At 53.6% G+C, this 23,246-nt stretch carries 31 protein-coding genes and 1 tRNA gene; 9 read left to right on the forward strand and 23 right to left on the reverse strand.

Translation table 11 applies throughout. From position 1 onward, the window contains the following. Positions 1-20 precede the first annotated feature (20 nt). Both AC0KVN_RS01990 and AC0KVN_RS01995 read right to left on the reverse strand, forming a co-directional pair. Positions 21-188: a hypothetical protein gene (locus AC0KVN_RS01990; protein WP_483655470.1), complete on the reverse strand. Its 168-nt coding sequence runs from the start codon at positions 186-188 to the stop codon at positions 21-23. Next, a complete protein-coding gene (locus tag AC0KVN_RS01995) occupies positions 188-1,222 on the reverse strand; it encodes a DNA polymerase beta superfamily protein (RefSeq protein ID WP_483655471.1) in 1,035 nt (344 codons plus the stop codon). The genes AC0KVN_RS01990 and AC0KVN_RS01995 overlap by 1 nt, the downstream gene beginning before the upstream one ends. A 42-nt stretch (positions 1,223-1,264) precedes the next feature. Here AC0KVN_RS01995 and AC0KVN_RS02000 point away from each other — a divergent pair, with 42 nt between their 5' ends. Beyond that, positions 1,265-2,224, forward strand: a complete 960-nt coding sequence (locus AC0KVN_RS02000) for a hypothetical protein (protein WP_483655472.1) — start codon at positions 1,265-1,267, stop codon at positions 2,222-2,224. A gap of 13 nt (positions 2,225-2,237) precedes the next feature. Here AC0KVN_RS02000 and AC0KVN_RS02005 read toward each other — a convergent pair whose 3' ends face one another. From AC0KVN_RS02005 to AC0KVN_RS02015, 3 genes are all read right to left on the reverse strand, one after another. Further along, the gene (locus AC0KVN_RS02005) at positions 2,238-2,837 is read right to left on the reverse strand and encodes a hypothetical protein (RefSeq protein WP_483655473.1); all 600 of its coding nucleotides are present in this window, start codon (positions 2,835-2,837) and stop codon (positions 2,238-2,240) included. Further along, positions 2,834-3,055 (reverse strand): hypothetical protein, encoded by a 222-nt coding sequence (locus AC0KVN_RS02010; RefSeq protein WP_483655474.1) that lies wholly within the window; start codon positions 3,053-3,055, stop codon positions 2,834-2,836. The genes AC0KVN_RS02005 and AC0KVN_RS02010 overlap by 4 nt, the downstream gene beginning before the upstream one ends. Before the next feature lie 306 nt (positions 3,056-3,361). Next, positions 3,362-3,976, reverse strand: a complete 615-nt coding sequence (locus AC0KVN_RS02015) for a hypothetical protein (RefSeq protein WP_483655475.1) — start codon at positions 3,974-3,976, stop codon at positions 3,362-3,364. Positions 3,977-4,280: 304 nt separating this feature from the next. On the opposite strand from AC0KVN_RS02015, the gene AC0KVN_RS02020 reads away from it, so the two are divergent. Beyond that, positions 4,281-5,000 (forward strand): DUF4376 domain-containing protein, encoded by a 720-nt coding sequence (locus AC0KVN_RS02020; protein WP_483655476.1) that lies wholly within the window; start codon positions 4,281-4,283, stop codon positions 4,998-5,000. On the opposite strand, the gene AC0KVN_RS02025 is transcribed toward AC0KVN_RS02020, so the two are convergent. Next, the gene (locus AC0KVN_RS02025) at positions 4,997-5,365 is read right to left on the reverse strand and encodes a response regulator (protein WP_483655477.1); all 369 of its coding nucleotides are present in this window, start codon (positions 5,363-5,365) and stop codon (positions 4,997-4,999) included. The two genes, AC0KVN_RS02020 and AC0KVN_RS02025, sit on opposite strands and share 4 nt — an antisense overlap. A 67-nt stretch (positions 5,366-5,432) precedes the next feature. Between AC0KVN_RS02025 and AC0KVN_RS02030 the strand changes: the two genes are divergently transcribed. Both AC0KVN_RS02030 and AC0KVN_RS02035 read left to right on the forward strand, forming a co-directional pair. Then, complete coding sequence (locus tag AC0KVN_RS02030) at positions 5,433-5,930, forward strand: thermonuclease family protein (protein ID WP_483655478.1); 498 nt, start codon at positions 5,433-5,435, stop codon at positions 5,928-5,930. Further along, complete coding sequence (locus AC0KVN_RS02035) at positions 5,927-6,349, forward strand: hypothetical protein (RefSeq protein WP_483655479.1); 423 nt, start codon at positions 5,927-5,929, stop codon at positions 6,347-6,349. Before AC0KVN_RS02030 ends, AC0KVN_RS02035 begins: the two co-directional genes overlap by 4 nt. On the opposite strand, the gene AC0KVN_RS02040 is transcribed toward AC0KVN_RS02035, so the two are convergent. Beyond that, a complete protein-coding gene (locus AC0KVN_RS02040; RefSeq protein WP_483655480.1) occupies positions 6,306-6,632 on the reverse strand; it encodes a hypothetical protein in 327 nt (108 codons plus the stop codon). The two genes, AC0KVN_RS02035 and AC0KVN_RS02040, sit on opposite strands and share 44 nt — an antisense overlap. 63 nt (positions 6,633-6,695) lie before the next feature. On the opposite strand from AC0KVN_RS02040, the gene AC0KVN_RS02045 reads away from it, so the two are divergent. From AC0KVN_RS02045 to AC0KVN_RS02060, 4 genes are all read left to right on the forward strand, one after another. After that, positions 6,696-7,103, forward strand: coding sequence for a hypothetical protein (locus AC0KVN_RS02045; RefSeq protein WP_483655481.1), 408 nt, complete (start codon positions 6,696-6,698; stop codon positions 7,101-7,103). Between the two features lie 219 nt (positions 7,104-7,322). Continuing rightward, a tRNA-Gln gene (locus AC0KVN_RS02050) sits at positions 7,323-7,396 on the forward strand. Between the two features lie 40 nt (positions 7,397-7,436). After that, on the forward strand, positions 7,437-7,901 hold the full coding sequence (locus AC0KVN_RS02055; RefSeq protein ID WP_483655482.1) for a hypothetical protein: 465 nt from the start codon (positions 7,437-7,439) through the stop codon (positions 7,899-7,901). A 34-nt stretch (positions 7,902-7,935) separates the two neighbouring features. Continuing rightward, positions 7,936-8,583: a metallophosphoesterase gene (locus tag AC0KVN_RS02060; protein WP_483655483.1), complete on the forward strand. Its 648-nt coding sequence runs from the start codon at positions 7,936-7,938 to the stop codon at positions 8,581-8,583. A 36-nt stretch (positions 8,584-8,619) separates the two neighbouring features. Here AC0KVN_RS02060 and AC0KVN_RS02065 read toward each other — a convergent pair whose 3' ends face one another. From AC0KVN_RS02065 to AC0KVN_RS02085, 5 genes are all read right to left on the reverse strand, one after another. Then, on the reverse strand, positions 8,620-9,171 hold the full coding sequence (locus tag AC0KVN_RS02065) for a phiTE_072 family protein (RefSeq protein WP_483655484.1): 552 nt from the start codon (positions 9,169-9,171) through the stop codon (positions 8,620-8,622). Between the two features lie 246 nt (positions 9,172-9,417). After that, positions 9,418-10,251, reverse strand: coding sequence for a hypothetical protein (locus AC0KVN_RS02070; protein WP_483655485.1), 834 nt, complete (start codon positions 10,249-10,251; stop codon positions 9,418-9,420). Between the two features lie 46 nt (positions 10,252-10,297). Next, positions 10,298-11,818, reverse strand: coding sequence for a hypothetical protein (locus tag AC0KVN_RS02075; protein ID WP_483655486.1), 1,521 nt, complete (start codon positions 11,816-11,818; stop codon positions 10,298-10,300). 29 nt (positions 11,819-11,847) lie between these two features. Beyond that, complete coding sequence (locus tag AC0KVN_RS02080) at positions 11,848-12,675, reverse strand: hypothetical protein (protein WP_483655487.1); 828 nt, start codon at positions 12,673-12,675, stop codon at positions 11,848-11,850. 34 nt (positions 12,676-12,709) lie between these two features. Continuing rightward, positions 12,710-13,231, reverse strand: coding sequence for an AAA family ATPase (locus AC0KVN_RS02085; RefSeq protein WP_483655488.1), 522 nt, complete (start codon positions 13,229-13,231; stop codon positions 12,710-12,712). 95 nt (positions 13,232-13,326) lie between these two features. On the opposite strand from AC0KVN_RS02085, the gene AC0KVN_RS02090 reads away from it, so the two are divergent. Then, positions 13,327-14,514, forward strand: coding sequence for a CCA tRNA nucleotidyltransferase (locus AC0KVN_RS02090; RefSeq protein WP_483655489.1), 1,188 nt, complete (start codon positions 13,327-13,329; stop codon positions 14,512-14,514). On the opposite strand, the gene AC0KVN_RS02095 is transcribed toward AC0KVN_RS02090, so the two are convergent. The 11 genes from AC0KVN_RS02095 to AC0KVN_RS02145 all read right to left on the reverse strand — a co-directional run bounded on the left by AC0KVN_RS02095 (position 14,511) and on the right by AC0KVN_RS02145 (position 23,122). Further along, positions 14,511-15,674: a PIN domain-containing protein gene (locus AC0KVN_RS02095; RefSeq protein WP_483655490.1), complete on the reverse strand. Its 1,164-nt coding sequence runs from the start codon at positions 15,672-15,674 to the stop codon at positions 14,511-14,513. The two genes, AC0KVN_RS02090 and AC0KVN_RS02095, sit on opposite strands and share 4 nt — an antisense overlap. A gap of 60 nt (positions 15,675-15,734) precedes the next feature. Beyond that, positions 15,735-16,436 carry a hypothetical protein gene (locus tag AC0KVN_RS02100; RefSeq protein ID WP_483655491.1) on the reverse strand — a complete coding sequence of 234 codons (702 nt, stop codon included), beginning with the start codon at positions 16,434-16,436 and terminating at the stop codon, positions 15,735-15,737. Positions 16,437-16,477: 41 nt separating this feature from the next. Then, a complete protein-coding gene (locus AC0KVN_RS02105) occupies positions 16,478-16,663 on the reverse strand; it encodes a hypothetical protein (protein ID WP_483655492.1) in 186 nt (61 codons plus the stop codon). Then, positions 16,660-17,226 carry an HhH-GDP family DNA glycosylase gene (locus AC0KVN_RS02110; protein ID WP_483655493.1) on the reverse strand — a complete coding sequence of 189 codons (567 nt, stop codon included), beginning with the start codon at positions 17,224-17,226 and terminating at the stop codon, positions 16,660-16,662. Before AC0KVN_RS02110 ends, AC0KVN_RS02105 begins: the two co-directional genes overlap by 4 nt. A 6-nt stretch (positions 17,227-17,232) precedes the next feature. Next, entirely contained in the window at positions 17,233-17,541 is a 309-nt protein-coding gene (locus tag AC0KVN_RS02115; protein ID WP_483655494.1) for a hypothetical protein, read from the reverse strand. Continuing rightward, a complete protein-coding gene (locus tag AC0KVN_RS02120) occupies positions 17,538-18,005 on the reverse strand; it encodes a hypothetical protein (protein ID WP_483655495.1) in 468 nt (155 codons plus the stop codon). The genes AC0KVN_RS02115 and AC0KVN_RS02120 overlap by 4 nt, the downstream gene beginning before the upstream one ends. Positions 18,006-18,288: 283 nt before the next feature. Continuing rightward, positions 18,289-19,062, reverse strand: coding sequence for a hypothetical protein (locus tag AC0KVN_RS02125; protein ID WP_483655496.1), 774 nt, complete (start codon positions 19,060-19,062; stop codon positions 18,289-18,291). Positions 19,063-19,068: 6 nt separating this feature from the next. Continuing rightward, on the reverse strand, positions 19,069-21,981 hold the full coding sequence (locus AC0KVN_RS02130; protein ID WP_483655497.1) for a DNA polymerase domain-containing protein: 2,913 nt from the start codon (positions 21,979-21,981) through the stop codon (positions 19,069-19,071). A 72-nt stretch (positions 21,982-22,053) separates the two neighbouring features. Continuing rightward, complete coding sequence (locus tag AC0KVN_RS02135; RefSeq protein WP_483655498.1) at positions 22,054-22,251, reverse strand: hypothetical protein; 198 nt, start codon at positions 22,249-22,251, stop codon at positions 22,054-22,056. Between the two features lie 46 nt (positions 22,252-22,297). After that, positions 22,298-22,546, reverse strand: a complete 249-nt coding sequence (locus AC0KVN_RS02140) for a DUF2312 domain-containing protein (RefSeq protein WP_483655499.1) — start codon at positions 22,544-22,546, stop codon at positions 22,298-22,300. 87 nt (positions 22,547-22,633) lie between these two features. Further along, positions 22,634-23,122, reverse strand: a complete 489-nt coding sequence (locus AC0KVN_RS02145) for a hypothetical protein (RefSeq protein ID WP_483655500.1) — start codon at positions 23,120-23,122, stop codon at positions 22,634-22,636. Positions 23,123-23,246: the final 124 nt, after the last annotated feature.

Raw genomic sequence — 23,246 nt, forward strand, 5'->3', positions numbered from 1 at the left:
GGGAACTGTGCCCATAGGCGTTACTGAGCCATCGGGTTCATCAGCAGAACCCCGATCGTGGCGAGGTCCTCTTCAATGTTCCCGCAGAGCCACTTTATCCCTTCGGACAAGTCGACGAAGTCGCAGAACATGCGTCCGGTCGAAATACTCAGCAGGACCGCAGGATCGAAATCCCGATAGATCGTCATCAGGAATACCGTTCAATGACTTCCTTCATGTCCCACAGCACCATCTCGATTGAACTGTCGCGCGCGATCGCTGTCGAGATACTGCCATAGTGCATTTCCAGACAGTCGACGAGCAACTGCTTGATCGCAGCCTCATCCGGGCTGTGAGGCAACACAGATGTGGCATACAGCCCCTCCAAGGATTTCTCCTTAGTCTCGAACCACGAATTTAGGCGCTCGAACGACCATTCTCCGCGACGTATCGACAGCAAAACCTGACTGTTCCTTTCCAGATCAAGGTCCCCCTCTGCAAGGACTTGCTCGCATTGCAGAGCCAGTCGAACGATATGATACGCCTCTTTCGTGGAGTAGCCGACTTTTAGTATGTCAGCCCTGCGGCGCGCGCTTTGCTTGATAGGAAACTGATTGAACAGTTCGTAAAACTGCACTTTATCACTCTCGCTCAACGACGAGAGATAATACTCATCGATCTCCGTTCCTTTTTCATCGGCGAATACACGAGCATCGATCTCATGCTCCCGAACGAAGGTCACGAACGGGGTCACCGCATTCTTCAGTTTCGAAAGCTGCGCGAATGCATAGCCCATCAAACGATGCTTCAACTTCCGTGACAGGAATAGCTTCCGATTCTCACGAACCACATTACCAATCGACGTCGTATGTATGATGCAGCGCCTCGGGACGAACAACGCATCTACGATGTTCGGAGATGCGTCATAAGCCATATGGAAAAATTTGATGATCGAATAAACCGTGAAGTCATATTCGTGCCGACCATCCTTGCTTTTGATGTGCTGTTCAGACCACTGCTGGAATGGGTTTGGTGTGCTTCCAAAACCAGAAATGAAACCCGCCAGATGCGGAAACGCATCTTCTTTATGAGGAATTGCAAATCCATAAATATCAGCGTCGGACACGCCACCGATAGCCGCTCCATATGCTTCAGACCCCATCCGACACAGATAGGCCGTGTTTTCGTCGAGGAATTTTGGGGGGGAAATCAACCCCTGCTTTCTCAGTTCGGTGATAATCATAGTATTCCAATTTCTCTATCAAAAAATGCTATTATCAATGATATGAACTATTTTACAAGCCTCACACCAATCACATCCCTGTCGCTAGATGCTCTAAAGCTTCAGATCAATAAACATTTACTGACTGCTCGCGGAACTGTGAAGCCAATAGCGGCGCGACATTCATATATTGAGCGACATAATCTCACCGAACTGATGAGAAATATCCGATCAGCGTGTCCTCATGCCGAAACGATCGGTGAGGCAATATATTGCTTGACCCATGATCTGGAAGTTTCAACGGGCTGCACCAACTGTAAAAAACCCACACGCTTCGTCAACACAACGAAAGGATATAACCCTTTTTGTTCTTACCGATGCAATGCCGCTTACAACCAACCCACAACGTCCCTATCACCAGAAAAAAAGATAGCGAAGGCGCAGAAAACTTCCCGTGCGCTACGAGGTCGTAAATTGGATGAAAAGTGGCGTTCCAAATTGTCGGCTGCGGCACTGAAGCCCGAAGTGCAAGCTAAAAAGGCAGCAACCTGCTTAGAGCGTTATGGCGTTGCAAACCCCGGAGTTATGGGCGCATATAGCTCGAAAGCAGCCGAAAAGTTCATCCGAGATTTTATAGAATTCCGTGTCATTGACCCTGATCTATGCATGTTCAATGCGGAAGGACGTGACGAATATTTTCAAATGATCCAAGTCCCTTGGTGTCATAAATCAAAATACGTGAGCTACGACTTAGTGGTTTTTCTGGACCACGAAGGCGCGAAAAACCGAGATGCCTCTAAGATCGAGATAGTCTTAGAATTTCAAGGCCCTTGGCACTACAAAATTGATGAGATTGCTGGACACGAACACGAACCAGCAACCCCGTATTCAAACAATCGTCACACAAAATGGCAGCAGGCCACGATCGACGATCTGAAAATCAGATGCATTTTGGATAAAAACCCACAATGCGAATATCTAACATTCTGGATGCGTGACGGCATAACGTATGGTTATTCGTAATGCCGCCACAAGGTCAGCTTTCCAGTTTCTCATATTCGCCCATCGGTACGTGGATGTAATCGTAATTGCGCAAGATGACATCGTCGCGCGCCTTACGAGCCTCGTCGCCTTCCCACAACACTGCATCAGGGTCGGCGAAATCGAACATGCTGGTGTTCCACCGTCCCTCAATACCAGATAGCGTGTAGGTGCTGCTGCTGCGGCCGACATTCAGTGCCTCAACCCTATATTCGGCACCCTCGGTGAGTATCGTCTTGGCGTATGTGACCTGATAGTCCCATCCGCCGCGCGCACTGAATATGATATCTTCACCGGGAATGGCAAAGCTCGGCTGCGTGGGAAGGATCGTCAGTCTTTGCGCCTTCAGGCCATCGACTACGGCTCGCAGTGCATCACGATCGAGCCCTTTCCACCAAGGGTGGTCGATGAACCCTTGAAGTATATCGACGCATTCGGTCGTGTCCACGCTTGGGCGGACCATTTTTGCGGGCTGCTTGAGAAATTCCACGATCTCGCGAACTGCCGATCGGTCACTCAGATGCCATGATGGATGGACCAACACATTTTCGAGCAGTTCGATGACGTGCTTGGCCTGACCGGGATGGATACTCATACCGCGATCCTCAACATGGCCAGAATGCTGTTGATTTCGTCGCTCGGCGTTTCCGTGGCGTCTTCCCCCAGCGCGGCGGCCATCGTTTCCACAAGGCGAACCTGCGCCGCCGGTGCGATATGCTGCGAGGCCAGACGCTGGGAAGCATCTTTCCATGCCGCCCACAGCACCGCGTGAGTGATGATATCGCCCTTGGTGCTCTGCAATCCGTCAACCATAGGAACTCCATGATTGTCGCTGTCATGGACAAGTTTCAAATGAGAATTCATTAAATCCCCCGATCAAATGAATAAAACACAGGGCGACCGGTTCCAGCGCCAAAAACAAATGACAAAAATCAATGGATCAAGCAGCAAATTGCAAAAAGGTGAGTGTCGCGTCGGAGCAACAAAGCAATCACATACGTGAATTAATTACCGACGATTACTCTTTTGCCAAGTCTCGATCATCTCGAAACGGATCGCCACTGAAACGCACTGGTCACCCTGTGCCCATCGGTGAGCCCGAAGGCCCACGTCAAGAAGTTAGGCCATCAGGCCGTAAGACTGGAGCACCGAGACCATTTCATCAGTCAGTTCGACCGTCTCCTTGGCATTCAGTGCAGCAAGCTGATCACGCAGATCAGTGCGTTCGAGCTTCAGAGCCGCCACCGACCGCGAAAACTGCTCACGGACTTCGCTCGTCACCAGACTTGCTGTGATGGTCTCGTTCGCGTTGGCATTCGCGCCGACCGACTTGCCCTCCAGTTGCTGTTCACGTAACTGGATGCTGTAGGAAATCTTCTCCGCGATAACATCGAAGCTGTCATCGGACACGCCATACAGGGTGATATCATCGGTCACTTTGGCGTATCGCGCAATACGCGCATCTACGAGAGCGATATCAGTGAGAACATCACTGACGCCGCTCAATACGTTTGCGTGTGCCAGCAGCTTCCGAATATTGTAGCCGACGGTCAGAAGGGCGATGGGCTGCTCGACCTGATCCAGCATTTCGTCACGCGCAGCTTCCAGCGCCGCCGTTGTCCTACCGCGATCGAAAATGGTGACCCGTGCGGTGGTTTTCACTTCGGCATCCCGAGCCGCCTCGATCGCCATTCGGGCGAGTTCGGACGCCTTCTTCAGATTAACTTTCTTCACGTCTCAAAATCCCTGAAATCAAATGTCCTCCGTGTAATCGCGGCCCCCGGCGAGATTGTCAAGTTATTCGTCATTGGTAGTATGAAGTGTTTTCACCTATCGGAAAACCACGACCGAACCACCACATATGGCGGTTCTAGGTATTCATACACACAATCTCGGTTGCAAAATTTCCCATCACTCCATGGTTGAAGTGAGGGAGTCGAACCAGTTTCGGTATGGAGCATATTCACAAAATGACTTCATGCTCTGGTAGGACACTAAATAATCCTTTCAAGGCAGCGATTACAGGAAGGAAATTTGCATGACCGGATCGAGAAGCATCATCCCTTTGGATTACGACGTTGAATTCGTTATCAAGAAGGCAAATCTGACCAACAACTATGGATGGGAAATCCGTGAAGACGGAATTCATGTGGTCTATTCGATCGACTCATATGATGCGATGCGTGATACCATTGACAATTACCATACCTATTATACCGAAGTCATGCGTCCGGACGTTCTGCTCGCGATCGACAATGAACGAAAGGAGCGCGCTCGTTCATTTGATTTCATGGGAATGATGGTCGCCCTTGATACCACAACCGTCGCGAACATGACGGCAGCGGTAGCTGGTCTGGAGCGAGACCCGAACCGCCTCTTTATCAATTGGCAGGTGTCGATCGGTAAGTTCGTGACCATTCCGCGCGAAATGATGTATGCGCTTGCCGACGCGTCGTTCAACTATTTTCAGGGTTGCTTCGATCGCTCACGGGCGCTGATGCAGATAGCGCAGGATGCAACCACCACCACGGAACTGGCCGCCATAGATGTAAAATCGGGCTGGCCAGCAGGTGTCCCCGCTCCTACCCCGCCTGTGCCGCCGGAGAAACCTGAAGAGCCCGAGGCACCCGGCGAAGGTGAAGGCGAAGGCACGCCCCCTGAAGAGGGCACCGGGAATACCGAAGAGCCCGAGGCGGAACCCACTCCGGAAGAACCTACTCCGGAAGAACCAACTGAGGAACCGGAACCGACGCCCTAATCCTGTGGCGGAACCATGGCGCGAAGGCGACGCGCCAGCGTGCTGAACAAGTAGGGCTTACCCAGAACGTCAAACCCATCACGCATGTTATCGGGAAGTACCTGCTCATCCTTCCCGGTAATGAGCAAAACCTTTAGGTCCGGAATCAACTTCCGCAGGTCGCGGGCCAAGTTTACCCCCGATCCTCCCGGCATCACGATATCGGTGCATAGGATGTCTGGGCTGAAGCCCGAATTGACAATCCCAATAGCTTCATCGGCGCTCGCGGCGACGCGAATAGTGAAACCATGGGAGGACAATGCAGACTTGGCCATTGCGACCAGATCGGCATCATCATCGACAAACAGTATGCCGCCATTTAACATGGTTGGACCATCCCTTGGTTAATCCTCAAGCACTTGCATTGTTAATAAAACGTGGTATTGTGATGGCATGAAGCGTTATTTTATTCTGTTTGCTATGCTCGCAACCATACCGGCATCAGCCCAAAACACTAGCCGGGAAAAATACGGCTTTCCTGTTCGAGTCACAGAGGTGTATGATGGCGACACGTTTACCTTCGACGGTAGTGGCTGGTCACCCTTCCCCAACTTGACGTGGAAAGTGCGTGTTCGCGGAATCGATACCCCCGAAAAGCGGGGCAAGTGCGCATTTGAAAAAGCACTCGCACGAAAGGCACATCAGACCACTATCTCCTTACTCAACCGTAGCGAACGGCTGCGGCGCAGTTCCCTACCCATTCGCGAACGACTGTCAATACGAGGGCAGGGATATATTGTATGGTTATCGGCTGTTCAGCACGACAAATACGGCGGACGCTTTGACGCCGTCGTCACCCTGTCGGATGGCACATCGCTTGGTGACCATTTGATCGATGCAGGCTTGGCCCGGCCATATTTCGGCGGGCGCAAACAGGGATGGTGCAAATGAAATACTCCGGCTGGCGCTTATCCGAAAGCGATCGCGAACGATTGCTCAGTCTGTTTACCCCCGCATACCCTGACATTGTGGCACACCACATCACCCTCCAACATGGCGGTGAGGTTACGATGCCGCCACCTGCCACTTTTCGCGTCATCGGAACGGTGGATGACAACGCGGGTGTGCAGGCATTGGTCATCCATGTCACGACGCCCGAACATTCCAGCCACAAAAGACCTGACGGACTGATATATCACGTCACATGGTCAATCGACCGGAGCGCCGGGCGGCGATCTGCTCATTCCAATCAGGTGCTGGTAGCCCAGCCCTATTTTGAAGTGGAGAACACCGTCGACTTCGAAGCGTTCCCCGCCATCATGGAATCTAATTCGCGAACCGAGCGTCATCCAGTGCCGGATGCACCTTGAAGGTCACCTGAAGGCCATCACCGGATGAAGCGATATGATATTCATCCGACAAACCGGATGCCTCCAGCTTATTCAGATCACGCAGGCTGACCGAATATGCTTCAAGGTTAACCACCGCCTCGCGATCGCTGCTCATGTAGTGAACTGAATAGCTGTTATAATTGATAGTCAGACCGATGTGGTCGAACGCTGCGCGGATAAGATTTTCTACGTTCTTTGCGCGTTCCATTTCCCGCTCTTCGGGGTCAAGCCCGGCCAATTGGGCAAATCTCTTGGGGTCCATAATATGCTCCTGAAATACGGAGCTATTTATCCCTGACGCCAGCGCCGAAGCGATAAATATCCCATGCGTAACTGGATAGTGCTCTGCGAAACCGTCGATGACACCGTGCCCTTCACCTATCATTTGTGGGATGCCGTGGCCGCAGGCGAATATGGCTTCTACTGGGAGGAAGGTGGATGCTGGGGTATGGCACTGGCTCTTCACGACGAATTTGCCGCTATGGGGCTACCGGCGCAGCTATTGGTCACTCATTCGTTCGTTCATGCGATGGCGCGCGTCGGTGATGCCGTCTATGATTGGAATGGTCGCATAGAGCCACCCGCCGATGGCAGCGTAGTGTCCGAACAGGAACTGATCGAAGCGGCGATCCATTATGGTTTTGACGAGGGTCAGATTGAGGCTGATCGCAGAGAGGCCGCTGCCTTGATCGAAAATGCGAAGGAACTGATGGGCGCGGAAAATAATTCTTGACCAACGATTTGCGCTGCAAGTATAAATATATTCATCATGACGAACCTTCTTACCCTTCTGCCCTTCGAGGCTCAACGACAGCAACGCTGATACTGCGTCCTGATGGGCGCTGTTTTGGTGCCCTGTCCTCTAAATGGTAAGAGAATAGGTTCTGACCCTATCAACCCACGTTCGAACCGTGGCAGGGCATCTAAACAGCGCCATATTCAGGACGGGCATTGCCCCGTCGTCTAATGGTAAGACACGACACTTTGAATGTTGGAACGCTGGTTCAATCCCGGCCGGGGCATCCAAACCACTTTACTATCTCATAAAATGTGGTATTAAGCCGTTATGGAACCTTTCGGCGATATCATCGATCACCTGACAGCCAAGGGTTACCGCCCTCTCCGGCCTCAATCCGGGCATGGATATCGATCCATCCTGCGCATGAAGAAAGAGTTTCCTCGCGCCGATCGACCAGACATTCATGTCTCGATAACAGCGTGGGCGACTGGAGACACATATAAAGCGTGGGCAGAAGTCTACGAAATCGAATATCGCCGCACACAATCAAGTCGGCGCGCAGATTGGCTCTCGCACAAGAAATATGAAACCGCTAGCGGTGGCGATCTCCGGTCGACCTGTTCCGGACTAGCTGCCGCGATAGATCAGGCAGAAAAAGAAGCGGAATTCCGGATGTTGGACGAGAACAATGCGGAATTTCGCATCAAGACCAGTCCTACACCTGAGCAGGTTGCTATCCGTGATAGCATTGCAAAGTCGATGGAAATCGTTAACCGCAACCGCCGCAAATAATGAATAGCCAGCATCAAGTGTGGTAATATCGGCAATGGGTATTTTGAAACAACTCGACCTCCGCCATGCGCGCAGGGTCTTTGCCGTAGGTGACATTCACGGGCGGTTTGATCGACTGGAAGCCAAACTGGAAGCCGTCTCTTTTGACAAAGAACAGGATCATCTACTCAGCGTCGGTGATCTGGTCGATCGCGGACCTCAGTCACACCTCGCGATCGAATACGCGGTGCAGCCATGGTTCCACCATGTGCGCGGCAACCACGAAGAGCTATGTGCCCTGACTGCGAAGGGACGGCCATGCAACCACCTCAACAATGGCGGTAAATGGTTCATGGACCTCCCGCCAGAAGAACAGGTCGAGCATGTGCGCATTCTGTGGGACGAAGCGCCAACCATTTTGGAAGTTCACACCCCGGCCGGGAACCATGTCGGCATCATCCACGCCTGCCTGCCATTTGATGACTGGGCAAGTGCTGAAGTCGCAGCCGAACGGTTCGAAGATCGATGTCTATGGGATCGTGATCAGATCAAATATCCGTTTCCCGACGGTATCAAAGGGATCGATTATGTCGTCCATGGCCACACGCCGCTCAAGCAACCGATCAACCGCAATAATGTCTACTGGATCGACACGGGTGGTGCGTATGAGGATGGCTTCCTCACCCTGATGCAGATACCATAAAGAGAGCCCCATCATCGCGATGGGGCTCTCATTTTATCAACTGAAATCGAAGCTCAACTGCGCCCCTTCATCGGACCAACGCTCATTTGGTAGTGCGGCGACGAACTTGAGCCACACTTCGTTCCAGAAGCGCGTTCCTAGCTGATCCGGTCGATACGGGATATCTTGCTCCCACAGGAAATTACCGATCGTTTCAGCGGTGCTGATCGCGTCGACGATTTCGTGTATCTCACTACACCCTTCGATGGCATCGGCGCACCACCAGTCCTCGCGCGCCGTGCGGTAATCGATCTCTTTGTCGCGCCGGGCGCGGAGGATGATTTGCTTCGCACTCTTCGCCATGCGGGCTGTATCTGGAACCATCCAGTCACGCCCCATCATCTTACCCATGAAATAGTCCCGGTTAAGGCCCTTCAGGAAGGCGTAGAGATGCTCACTGCGATACGCCGGGAGCCACACATGGGCGAAGCTGCCATAATCGCTGTGGATCGCTACCAGCCCTGTTTTGTCACACAGGCAGATATATGCCCAACCCTCGTGGGGTGAACTCGGCACGTAAAAGGTATTCGCGCTTGCCATGCGGATCATCGGGCAACTCCACCAAGGAGGCGCGCAATCCACCGGTCCAGAGAGCGAAGACGTTCATCATGAGAGCGAGGCAAAAGCCCCTGCTTGCTGATTTCTTCGGCGGTCAGTTCGCGCGCGCGGCGGGCGTGTTTCGAAATCAACGCCCGGCGGAGTGAAATCGCAGTATCGAGAATGGAAACAGTAGAATGGTTCGTCATCAAATCACCTCAGGGCGATCGTAAAAAGCGACCGCCCTGAGATGCAATTTTAATCGGCTGCGTAGAAACGATAAGGATCGCTACCGCCGCCCTCCCCTTCGGAGCGGATCAAGTTGGCTTTGCGCATGCGGGTCATCAGCGCCGTGACACTGTTGTAGGGAATACCCATTCGCTCGCCGACCTCACGCGACATCAGGCCGGGGGTTTCGCGGATGACCACCATTGCTCGATCGGAAAGCGGCGCTTCTTCGACAACCGTTGATACCGGCGCGGGAGGGGGCGTGACTTCAGGAGGGGTGGCGACCTGTTCGGTCACCGGCTCCGCGTCGGCTGCCGCCTTACCATCACGAAGGGCGGGCACCTCCGCTGCCGTATACCAGCGTGCGCGCATCCGATCATTGGGATCACGCGCGATCACACCGGGCGTCGCGAGACGATTGGTGCAGTTGGAAGCTTTCTTCAGGTCGAAACCGGTTGCGTCCGCGACTTCCTGATTGGTGATACCGGGATGCTGTTCGATCACATCGAGCGTGACGCGGCACGGCGCACCGGGCAGCAGGAAATTGGGAACTTTGCTCTTGCGCTTCGTGCCGCTCTTCTTCTTCGACGGCTTGGTCGCCTTGGGTGCGGCCGGGGATTTGCGCTGCGGCTCAGCAATGGCGACTGCGGCGGGCTCGACGACCGGCTCGGGAACCGGCGGTGCGTCGACGGGCGGCGTGAGACTGATGGGGATCGTGGCAGGTTCAGGCACCGGAGCAGCGAGGGCCGCCTGCTCAGCAAGCGCGGCTTCATCTTCGGCGATCTTGGCCGTGAGGATACCGTTGCCCAGATGCGCCATCATGACGCCGAGTTCCTGCATTGTTCCCTTTAAAATCAGTTCCATAAAATAGCTCCATCGTGTTAGCTACACTTCAACTAGCCACTAATTTCTAGCGCGTCAAACCCAAGTCGCTAAGCAACCCAAGATCGTATAGGGCCAAGTTCCCCCACATCATGAATGTCATGGATTCCTCGAACCCTTGCTTCACCATCCAGATGGTCGCGTGTGCCGTCTCCAGCCCACTCATTACGAAAATATTCTGGGTCACATGGGACATCCCCGGAGGCATCATAGCCTCCAGACCAAGATCATGCGGGAACAGTCCCTCGTGCTTCTCAAAATAAGCCTTGGGGGCAGTCACGATGACCGTCTTGGACGTCTCGTAATCCTCGAAGGAGTAGAACAAAAACTCCTGTGGGACGAACGTTTTGCGAAGCGCGATCCGCTCATTTTCATCAAAAGCATCATAGTTCTCGGCCAGCGCATCCCATTGATGGTTTGCAACCTGCTCAGGAACAATCGGCGCTTCAACATTCCTCCGAGGCACTACTTCACCGAAAAGGACTTCATGCAGCATATCGGTCAACTGGTCGTCATAGACCATACCCAGAGCGACTAGCTCCGCGCGCACTTTCTCCACACCGCGAAAAACCTCAAACACGCCGGGAGCAATCTCGCCATAGCCCAAAGGGAGGAACTCCTCGATCATCGGATCGAGGAACACGTCATAGGGGCGATCACCATAGCGGGCCAGATGGACAGCGGGGACGATCATGACGAAGGTCGAGTGTCCGTCACCATGTGCTTGCAAGCCCATGACAAATTCATCAGGGTGCACCGGCAACGACAGTCCGAGTTCCTCGGATATTTCCTCCGGGCTGTTACCGGTCGATACGGTAGACGAACCGGAAATCACATTCCGGACAAAACCGCTATCGTAGGTGAAGCCCGCTGCCAACATCTCATGCTTGGCCGCGAGTGGCGATCCGGCATGAAGGAAGCAGCCGGGCAGTATTTCCATTTCCAGAGAAGGCGGAATGATACCGGCGATCAGCGGCTCGATGCGATGGTGGTCAGGCAGGCACTGAGAATAAAGCCTGCGCTCCACGCCTTCATAGAAACGGCGAGATGTGATGACCACGACCGTCCCCATTCCCTGAAGAGCATAAGACACGAAGTAAAATTCAGACGGTTGAGGGACATCGGAAATCTGCGCGATATCGGCGTCAGCTTCCTCCCACTCTTCGGCTATGATCGACGCTGGGGAAACTACGAAGGACCCGGTCGCTCCCGACGCATAGGTTGGGCGTGTTTTGTTCACTTCATACAGAGCAAACATTTCATTCAATTCGGCGTGCTCATCGTCTTCATCGAAGACCATAATATGTTGCTGCTCTACAGCTTCCTCACGCGATATGATGTTGAGGGGGTCATCAAAGTCGCCCGCCTGCACAATGAAAGGCGGAATAACCATGCCATGATACATCGGATCGCTGGTCAGATCACCCACGGACGGGGAGTAGGTTTCAAGGCCACGATCTGCCAGATCACCGGTTTTGACCTTGTATTCCCGCAGGTTATCTGCTGCGGTTATGACAATCACGCCGTTTTCTGCAAAGCCGGTAAGCACGTTATTCCTTCACCCAAATCGGGGTAATTTCAAATCGAAAAAAAGGCCATAGGGGGCATATCCGTCAATTCCGCCACCATTACCGGGTCACCGGCGCGATAGCGGGTCAACTGGTCCCTGACCGAACGAATGAACGCGAGCTTCTCCAGCCCCAGACGCTCACAGAACTCCTCGCCGTTGGTCAAATCGGCAAGAAATTCGGCGTCTTCCCCGTTGCCGTGTGCGAGATGGTGTCGAACCATCAGCCGTGCCTTAACGACTTCGAACTCGGGGCTAAACAACCCCCCGCCCTGCGCCAATTGGTAAAACCGAGCACTGTTGTGAACCGACAGCGGAACGGGTGAGAGACGCGTGACTCGAATGCCATCCGTGACATGAGTGGGGTTGATCACGACCTCCTCTTCACCACGCCCATCGAGATACGCGATGATATCAGATCGGTCGACCTTTGCGCGAACCACGATCGGCTTGCGATCTACCGCCGACCGCTCTGCAAACCAAATCGCTTTCTGTTTCGACAGCGTCCATGACCAACCATGGCGATTGCCCTCCCAGCAGCCACGATAAACCGTGACTTTGTCGGGGAGACGGGACAGGCGCATCCGCTCCTTTGCGCTCAGACCGATCGTAGGATCGGAGCCCGGCCGGGATTCGAGAAGAGACGTAATCTCCTCATGGTCGCGATACATACTCTCATGACCCGTCCAGATGCTCCAGAATGTCTTCCAGAACTGCAAGTTCGTGAAATCCACCATCGCATCCAGCTTATAGAATGCCTGCATCCGCTCATGCTTGTCGGCCATTTGCCAGAAAAGCTCCAACGCGGCCGTCGGTTTGATATTGAGCGGAGCAGTCATGTCTATAACCCGTTTTGTGAAATGTCTGACTAAGTCACAGTTTCACGACTGTCAATAGATCGAACTCGTCACGGGTCGGTTCCGCATAGGTTTCCAGCATCCCTTCGACCACGCCCCATGAGATATCCTTCCCCGTGGCGTGGGCACGGCGCTCAAGGCGCTCACGCAGAACATCCTCCCGCCATTCAAACAGGACTCCGACCATGCGATATGGGGTTGCAGTGTGGCTGGTAATCCACGCACCGATCTTAGCGCGCGCCTTTGCCCCCATATTGGTCCGATCAACGATGATGTCATAATTGTCCCGAGCAGCTTCGAACAATTCAGCCTTAAAACGCTGATCCGCCTCCTTGAATGAAGTTTTAAAAACGTCGCTATAGGTGAGCGATCTACTGGCTGCGATCTCCTCGATGATATTATCCGTCGAAGCAATATGAGTCGGATTACAAGCCGTCTTCAAATGCTCCTTTACCCAAGTCGATTTACCACAACCGGGAGGACCAATGAGAACATAACAGGTGGGCTTACCACCGTAGGCATTTACTTTCTTTTCCATCGAAGAACGATGGAGAAGTCAGGTTCAGTAACTCAATATTTCTCTTTGCCCTTTTCACTAAAAGTGGTATGATGGCGCATTCAAGGAGCTATTTCATGACGACACTGATCGATAAAATCTCAACGGCTTCCATGCGGACGTTGAATGCCCACTTCAATGACGCGGGCTACAGCCTGTGGTTCGTGGGTGGATCAGTGCGTGATGCCCTGCTGGGCGAGATGCCCGCCGATTTCGATTTCGCCACCGATGCCACGCCAGAAGAGCAGATCGCGCTCTATGACAGCGTGGGGCTGCGCTGGATTCCGACCGGCCTCCAGCACGGGACGGTGACGGTCCTCGTCGGCGATGATCAATTTGAGGTCACCACGCTGCGCACGGAGGCCAATCACGACGGCCGTCACGCTGACATGACTTTCACTCGGTCGATCGAGGACGATCTTGGCCGTCGCGATCTCACGATCAACACCATGGCATTGGCGTTCGACGGCACGCTGATCGATCCATATGGCGGCCAGAACGATCTTGAACAGCGCAAGGTTCGCTTCGTCGGCAGCCCGGATGATCGCATGCGCGAAGATTATCTGCGCATTCTTCGCTGGCTGCGGTTCCACACGCGCATCGCCGGTGATGCAGCGCTCGACTACGAAACCGCACTGGCCGCTCGTCGGCACGCTGAGGGACTCAAGGGCATTTCGCGAGAGCGCGTCTGGTCGGAGATTTCCAAGCTCATGACCTACGAACGTCCGGGTCCGATCTTCAAGGAAATCTATTATCTCGGCATCAGCGAGAACATCGACCTGCCGCTTGGTGATGCGGATGAAATGCAGTTCTCCCGCCAATATACCAGCGATCCGGCGGTGCTGATGGCGATGTATCTTCGCCACCATTCGTTCGCCCTGCCCCAGCTTGCCCGTCAGTGGAAGTGGTCCAATGACGAACTGGATCGCGCCACGCAGGTTCTCAAGCTGCGCAATGTCGTTCGCACCGAACGAGAGATGAAGTTCGACGTCGCAGTCGATGGCGTTCGTCTCGACTATGTCATCGAAGCCCTCAAAGCCGGTGGGCGGACATCATCCGCGAAGCGTATGTCGGATTGGACCGCCCCCACCTTCCCCGTAACGGGGAATGATCTGATCGCGGCGGGCGTGAAGCCGGGGCCGGATATGGGCACGTTGCTCAAGCGGCTGCGCGCCGTGTGGGGGCATTCCGATTACCGGATGACCAAGGAGCAACTGCTGGCAGCCGCTCCTCAGTTCGGTTATCCTGAATGGATGGGCGACTAGCCCAGATCGCCAGTGGGATAGGGGGCGTTCATGTAGAGAGCATGAGCGCCCACTTCTCCGCCGAGCTTGGGGAGATTGTGCTTCCCGCAGAATTTGAGGAAATCAAACGCCAGCGTAGGCTTGGGTTCCTTCACCAACTGCCCCACGATCACCTCATCCAATGCGGCCAGCACATCCTCAGGCTGCTTGGTAAGATCGATCAGCACCTCATTGAATTCATAGGACTCCCTGACCGTAACCTTCTGAGACAGAGGCTCGCCATCGGGCGTTGAGCCCACCAACTTGTCCCATGTCGACTGCATGAAGTTATTCCAAGCATATCCCTTTTCGACGCTGTCGCCCCATGCTTCGCGAATTCCGATCTTGTCCTTGCTCCCCTTGTAAAGGACGCGTGGATAGGCCGAGAAAACGCCGTCGCCGCTGTCGCCACGGATCAGCTTGATAAACAGAGCCTCGCGCCACCAGTTCGGTTTCACTTCAAACTCAAATGGCTTGGGTTCGTAGGGCTTTTTCTTGCCCTTCTTGACCGCATCCTTCACCTTCATCTTTTCCGCCTCTTCGTGCTTGTGGCGCGCCAGCGGCACGGGGTCTCCAACCTTGAGCTTGCCACTGCCGCCATCGACGTAGAAATAGAGAGGCTCCCCGGCGAGGTTGGTCACACCGTCGACAGTCACGATACGCTCCATCATCGCGTCATAGATGCGGACATTTGGGGCCAGTAGCTGGATGAAGTCGCTATCGCTGGACAGGATGATATGCTCGTCATGCCGATGAAGTTGAACGAAACGAGCGATATAATCATCACCCTCGCCGCGACCACCAGCCAAAACCGTCATGCGGGTTTTGTCGCGCAGGAAGTCGGTGAATTCATTGAACGTGTCGTTGATGATCGCGTCTTCATCGCGCTCGGCCGCAGTCATGGATGCGCGCAGGAGACGACGGTTCGCCTTATATTCCGGGAAGATATCGTAGCGCCATGAGCGCCCTTCCCCGCAGATCACGATATGATCGATCCGGAAATCGCGATAGAGCCGGTTCATGCTCTGGAAGGCGATGTGGAGACCAAACCCGGCCTTATCGAAAGCATTCACCTTTGGACCGGCGGCCTTAATCGCCCGCGTGTAAAGATTCTTCAAATCAACAATAACAAAACGCGCCAACTAAAATCTCCTTTCGGAAAAGTTAGTTGGCGCGCTTCTCAATAGTCAAAATTAAATGACCTATTCGCCTTGGCCGCGCTGGAATGAATTCAGCGCCATATCGTAAACCCACGGCTCAACGCCATCTGGGTTTGAGGACATGATTTCTTGGAAGCAGATTGCTGCAAACCATTTCTTCATTACGATCTCGTCCGTCGCGCCCTCATAACCATTCTGCCGGAGTTCTTCGATCCACTGCTCATTCCATTCGAAGTCGAAGCGCATCTTGCCATCGCCCTCGTAATTTCCGTCGCCGCCGACCCACGATTCCCCCTTGAGGGTTGCGATTTCCTTTTCGCCGATCTGCGGCGTCACATGCCCATATTGGACGTCGATTTCATACAGAGCGATCTTCTGGTCGATCTCATCCTCATAGTTGAATTCGACCATCGCTCGCTCATGCTCATAGTCTGTGAGCTTCCCATGAGCGTGCGACAGATTGAGGAGTGCCTGACGAAGCACCTTCTCGTCGTCTATGGTGGCCTTCAGGCATCGCTCATCACGCTCGAACTCATCACAGTGCCCATAGGCGAAATTGAGCGTGGCGAGCTTTACAGCCCGTTCTGAAGCCAGAGCCGGATCATCGATCGGGTAATCGATGTCGATCAGGTGGCGCTCTAGCGTCTCACCCTCATAGAGATATTCGGCTTCGGCCCGCTCATAAGCCTTACCCTTGAGCCCCCAGCTACCCGGAAGCCACCTGAAGGGGATCAGTTTGGACATCAAATACTCCTCATTAAGTGCGACTATTTACCATCGGTGATTTAGCCGAACCGGTAAGAAGTGATTTTTCCGTCAGCGATGAACAGATTGACCCGATCTGGCCGCAGGTCAGCGGTTCCAATATGGGCAACACCGTCGGTGGAGCGAACCCGATATGAAATGCTGTGCTCCTTCAGAAGCGCGATCGCATCCGCCTTGGTCATGCCGATGATATCATCGATGTTCATGCCGCAGCCCTCTTCCCGGCATATTTCGACCAGACCATGAGATCATAATCGGCGATCGACATCTGGGCCTCTTCAGCAAGGCGGATGAAGTCGGCCTCCAGACGCCGATAGGTCGGCCCGGCGGGCGGCGTTGCCTTGGGGACACGAATTTTCAATGCGGCAAGATGCTTGAGGACGTGGGTATCGATCGCAGCCATTTTCTGATCCGGACGCGTGTGCATCAGGAACATGCGAGCGGTTTTCGGGCCACAACCGCGAAGTGTCTCAAGGTCTTCGACCGTGCAGGTTCGCAGATCAAGCTCAACGGCATCAGTGAAAAGTTTGAACAGCCGGTTATATTGACCGAGACGGCTTTCCTTCAGATGCTCATGCAGCGATCCATTGCGGATCAAGCGCTTGATTTTGTCGAACGGGGATTTGCCGAAAACGACAGAGAGAAATCCGTCAAGCAGCTTAGCCTGAGTGGTCGCAGTCTTACCCGCCACCACAGCACAGAAGAGGAAAAACTCTTCCAATTCAGCGTCAGAACGTTCGAAATTCGTAATATCAAATGGGTCTATCATATCTCTTCAGTGAACCGTCCGTTCACTCTCAAATTGTTCGATGATTTCAGTCACCATTTCGGCAACTGAAAAGTGCGCGTCGGACGCCCATGAGCAGCTAGGCTGATCAAGAAGGCCATCTGCCCGGCGGGTGAAATACCAATCACCAATCCACGGTGCGCCCCGCAGGTCTTCGCCATCATATTGACAGCCGTCGAGAAGCACCGTCTCGATCGCACCAGATGGGACGACACCGTCATCGGTCTGATGCAGGCCCACGAAATAGGTCATGAGGCCCTGCGCGAGCACACCAAAACCATAGACCCGGCCGCTCATGCCGCCATCATCCGCTGGATCGTTTCAACGTCCTCTTGGACAAAAATCGTCCCGGTGTTGGTTCGGATCAAAGAACCATTCCCGGCGACGTCCGGTTCATATGGGAAGACGTCGATGATCATCGCAACACCGATAACTACCGATCGCTCAAACGCAGTCGTAAGCGTGATGGTCTTGGGTGCGTCAGGCTCTCGTGCTGGCACGATGTCATTGGTCGACCGGGTGCTCCCCTCCACACCATATGCCTGAAGGCAGCGAAGACCGACCGTCACGGTCTGGAGAACCTCCGACAGCGGCGAATTACGACCAGTGGAATCATGCATCCACCCGTGGATCGCCGCGTCGATCTCCTTCTTCATGATCATGAGGTAACCAGCGAGGCTCTGTTCCTTGTCAGCGCCCCATTTCTTGTCCTGATACTCGATCTCTCGATCGACAGCACCAAGGACGTCAGTGATGCTCATAGCGTTCGTCATCAAATCTGCTCCAATCCAATGGAGTGACATTAGAAAAACGCGGCGGCTGGTTTCATTATTTTTCTGACAAAAAAAGAGGAGGGACCAGCCCTCCTCTTTCCGGAGCCTTGCTCCTATGTCCTCCCGCAGTCACTGCCGCGACCGATGGAAATCACCTCCTAAGTGAATGGTTGGCAGGAGGACCAGACCTTTCGACTTGTGTCGATCAGTCACCAAGACAATCTTGGATTTGAGAACTTAAAATTACTGCCTCCGCTGAAGCGGTGCAATATTATTCGTCAGGAGCCTTCTGCGTTCGCAGAAAATATCGATAATGACCAAATTCGGTCTCGGTCGATACACAAAGCAGACGATTGGTGATCGATAAAGTGATCGGATTGCCACTTCCCAGAGCAGCCTTCACCGACGCGGTGAACTTCGCCGAATCCCAGTATTGGTTACCAACAACAGTTCCGGAAACGCCCTCCTCGAACACCATCTCGCCATAGTGGGTTGTGGCCCCCTCGATACCGAAGGTGAACCGCAGCGCGCCATCCACCGTCTTCATGCCGAATACACGACACTCGGGGGTTGAGAAGATCGACGACATCTTGTTGAACTCGGCGATTGCGCCCTTAGACACTTCAAAGGAAACATCCCACCGGAGCTTGTCCGTATCGGCACCGGGCGGGAGCGACTGGCCATGATTGAACCAGACATTCGCAGAGCCTCCCTTGGCATCAGTAAACGTGATGCTCTGAGGAACTTCCACTACTTTCTCCGTTCCGTCTTCCTCACGGTTGGTCCGCGTGAACCGTTTGATCTCAACCGTGCCCTTCTGATATTTGTCAAAACCGAGCAGGCTGTCGAGAAGCTTCAGGTGAGGGATGCCGAAAGTCCCTTCAAACTCCGGCACCGGCTCCTTAAGCTCGACGTTGATAATCAGTTCCCGATCTTCGTCGACCGCACTGACTCGTGTGGAACGCGGAGTTCCGATGACCTTCAGACCTTCGATCTTGGCGAAGGAACTGAGCTTGATAATTTCCCGAAGACAATCTTGCATCATATACCATCAATGAAATGTGAAATATTCAATTCCGGGCTTCGGCTTTGTTTCGTCCAAATCCCAACCCAGAACATCTACGAGATTTGAAAGCTTCTTGTCGATAATCACGTTTTCCATCGCGTCATCGTCAAATGCCAGTTTCTTGAACCACCCCGGAAGATAAACTTCATCGAACGGGTAGGCGACCGTGGTCATGTTGTGGGCATTCGTCATGAGCTTGCACACCACGATACGATCACCATCAGTGATCCGGGTCGCGTAACGGTCACCGTAGGTTTCGCACAGCGCGTTCCAGTTGATCGACGCACGAACGTGACCCGGTATCGTGATCTTGGCCTCGTCAGTCACGCGGCGGCGATCCGTTGCATTCATAGCGCGTGAGCGCTCCAGACGCTTGGAATAAGCCGTGTAGCCCTTCACCGCCTTCGGAGACCCCTTCTCCCATGAATCAAGCGCATTGAACGTCTTACGGAACGCCCGGATTTTGTCGAAAATGTCCTCCTTGGTTCCCGTGGTGAGAATGTCGGTCAGAACCTCGCTCAAGAAGTCCTGCATCATCTTCGGCGTATCGGCGCGCTTGAGATCAAGACCCATGGCCTTGAGCTTACCCGGCTTACCGTTCGTGTCGGTGCGATCGCCTTCATAGTCATAGATCATCACCGCATATTTCTTCTTCTTGATGAAGAGACCGCGCGATGCGACCAGTTCGCGACCCGCCTTGATGATGGCACCACGTTCGAGACCAGTATTGAACTGCTTGTCCATGAACTCGGCGAAGCTGTCGTTGACCATATCGGCGACACCATCATAGAGCGCGATGAAGTTTTCCTTGGTGGCTTCGAAGCCCTCGAAATCATCCGGCTTGCGCTTGATGGTCGGAACCGCGCTGAAGTAGACGGAGTCGGTGTCGCCATAAATGATGGCTTCGCCAATCGGGTCATACTCGCCAGCAACCACTTCATTGGTCTTGGCACCCATGTGACGACCGATCATTCGGCCGGTCATGGTCACGGACTGACCCAGACGTTCGTCGTAGAAGCGCAGGGCTTCGTTCAACAGGGCACCATAGAGCGAGTTCAGCAGAATCTTACGCGCCAACTGACGCTGGTCGTAAAGCTGCGCGAGCGCCTTGATCGCCGGGAGATATTCGTCATCGGCAGCCTTGAACCAATCACCGTCAGCGACGATGAGAGCACCACCGATTTCGATCAGGTCGGCATCGTTCTTGAAACCGTCCGGACGACCCTTGCCCTCGGCGATTGCCTTGAAGGCCTTGGACAACCCCTGCATCTTCTTACGGTCGGCGTACCAGCGCGCCAGCAGGGCGGGAATGATCCCTTCCTTATCTGTGCGGAAGATCGTACCATTGGCCGTAATGCAGAGATGGTTCTTCGGATTGAAGATATAGTCGTGAAGCTGCCAACCGCACATTTCGCGCGTGCGGCCGTCTTCATATTTGATCGTGATCGGTGCAGCGTCACGCGCCATCATGTGGCCATATTCAAACGAACTGAATACGCCCTCCCACGCCTCCGCCTTCTTCGACTTACCAAGCAGCGCAGCACGTTCCGCAATGATCCGCTGGGTCTCTTCAGGGACCAACTGACCAATGATCGTCTCCGGGCTCATGTTGAGCGCGCGGATGACCGACGGATAGAGGGAGTTGATGTCGATACCGGCAAGGTGCTCGTGGAGCCCCTTCTTCGGCTTGACGACATATGCACCTACGACAGGCGTGCGCCCACCGATGACGCCATTGTCATCATCGTCATCATGGAAGTCGCCCTGCTCGCCAGTCGAATGAAGCATGTCGGCAAGCTCGACGCGCTCTTTCCGATCCGGGACAACCAGACCCATGTCGTGCATTTCATTGATGATCGCGGTCTCAACCAGCGCCACCGAACCCATGGTGGTCTTGAGGTCGACGCAGTTGGCGTGCGCAACCTGATTGTGCAGTTCGATGTAGCGAAGCTTCTGATCGATCCGATACAGGAGCATGACGTCCTGCCGCGAATATTCGATGAACTTCTTGAACTCCTTCTTGTAGAGATCATCAAGCGTTCCCTCGTAGGGAACCTTGCGTTCTCCCACTTCAATCTCACCGATAAAGTCCAGCTTGTAGGAGTGGCGCTGCTGCGTGACGTGCTTTTTGTAGAGCAGAAGGTAATCAAGGTGGACGCGCCCGATCAGATCGAACGTGATCGCCGCCTTGCCGAAGTGCATATATTCGCGCTCACGCGGCGATTGGTTCCACAGACACAGCTTGCGCGCGTGATCCTCGCTCAGAATGCGACGGATACGGTTCACCGTATAGGGAATATCGTAGCTTTCGCTGTTCCAACCCGAGAGGACATCGCTATCTTCGATCAGATCGATGAACGCGCGCAGCATGTCCCGCTCGTCATCAAAGACGATCGTGTCGGGAAACTGACTGCAAATGGCATCGGCTTCCGCCATCGTCAGGGTGGGCGGACACAGCGCCAGAGTGATCAGGCGGTTGACGTGACTCAAATATAGAGTGATCGCCGTGATCGCATTGAACGGATCACTGGGATCGGCATATCGAAGGACCGGGTGCCAGTCCGTCTCAATATCGAAAAAGCACACGTTGAGCGTCGGCGAAGCCGCGCCCTTGTAATGGTCGGACAGGCTGCGGAAGGTCGGCCGGATATCGCTCTCGAACACCTTCATTCGAGCGTTGGCCTTCGCCGTCATCAGTTCCTTGCGGAATTTGCGCGAACTGGTGCTGGAGTATTTCTTGCAAGGGTCGCCGAAAATGGAACGGTGGCTGCCGGACGGATGGGTGTAATAGAAACAGTGATCCGGCGCATGTTCGACAAAGCGACGCTCTCCGTTAACCCGCTCGACTACACGAATTGTGTCACGGGTACGATCATAGTAAGCGTCAACGTAGCTCATCAAATCTCTCAATAAAATGCCGCCCGACCCTATTGGGTGGGCGGCGCTCAAGTCTATTTATTTGGCTGATGATCAGTTATAGTTCTGATATTCACCCTCGGTGAACTCGTCGAGCAGGTCCTCGATCTTGTTCCGCAACTTCACGAAGTGTTCGTCGGCATCCATATCGATGCCTTCCTTGTTCAGCGCGTCGCCATATTGCGCCTTCAGATAGTCGGATAGTTCCAGTGCGATCTCACCGACATCTTCCATGTAGATATTCTTGCTCATGTTTGGCTCCATCAAATGAGGGGAGGTCGCCCTCCCCTCAGCCAGATCAGGCCATGTCCAGCGCGTTGCGATAGGTCTCCAGCAGGGCGTCCGCCTCATCGCGGGCGTGCTTCTCCATGCGGCGCAGGCTGATGATCTTCTTCATCGTCTTGGTATCGAAGCCCTGCGACTTGGCTTCGGAGTAGACATCCTTGACGTCGTCCTGAATGCCCTTCTTCTCTTCTTCGAGACGCTCTACGCGCTCGATGTACTGACGAAGCTGTTCGGCGGCAACGGTGTCACTTGCATTGGTCATTAATTGAAATACCTTCTATCAAATATGGTTTGCCGAAATCTAATTGGCCAACAAACCCTATTTGAACGAAAATCAGATAGTCAATTTTTACCAACCTCGAACTGGATCAAAATTATCGTCCTTGAGATTATTGAACACAGTCTTCACTGTGACGCTGCTCCAATTTGGTCCTTCTTCGCGGACCATCGAACCGGGGATGAGTGTTGCGCGATATTTGACGCCACTACTGGTCATCACAGTTTCGGCGAGGAAATAGTCCTTCTCCTCTGCTTCGGCAGCAAATGCGGCATAGTCGATCTTTCGACCCTTGCCGTAATTCGAACTGGGAGCAAAAACAGCCTGCCCATTGTTCAGGACGGTCCGAACTTCGATTTTCTTGCCCGAACCCTTGCTGATGAAGTCATATCCGCGTTCATCGACATATTCCACTTCGTCGCCCAGCAGAACGGCTGCTACCGCATCGAACGCGAGACCACGAACCTGTCCTTTTGCAAATGCATTTGCGATGACCTGTTTCGACTTTCCGCGACCAAAGTTGATGCAGTATTCCATAGGGCGAAAATAATGGAGAGACATAAAATAACCTTCTTAAAATAAGCTCCCGAAACAGTCATTCTGTTTCAGTAACTTTAAAATCTCGTACTCGTCTTTCGTCAGTCAATTTAATTTCCGTTCTTTGATGTTATATGAATATTGAAGT

The organism is Sphingobium sp. SG1, from assembly GCF_057063145.1.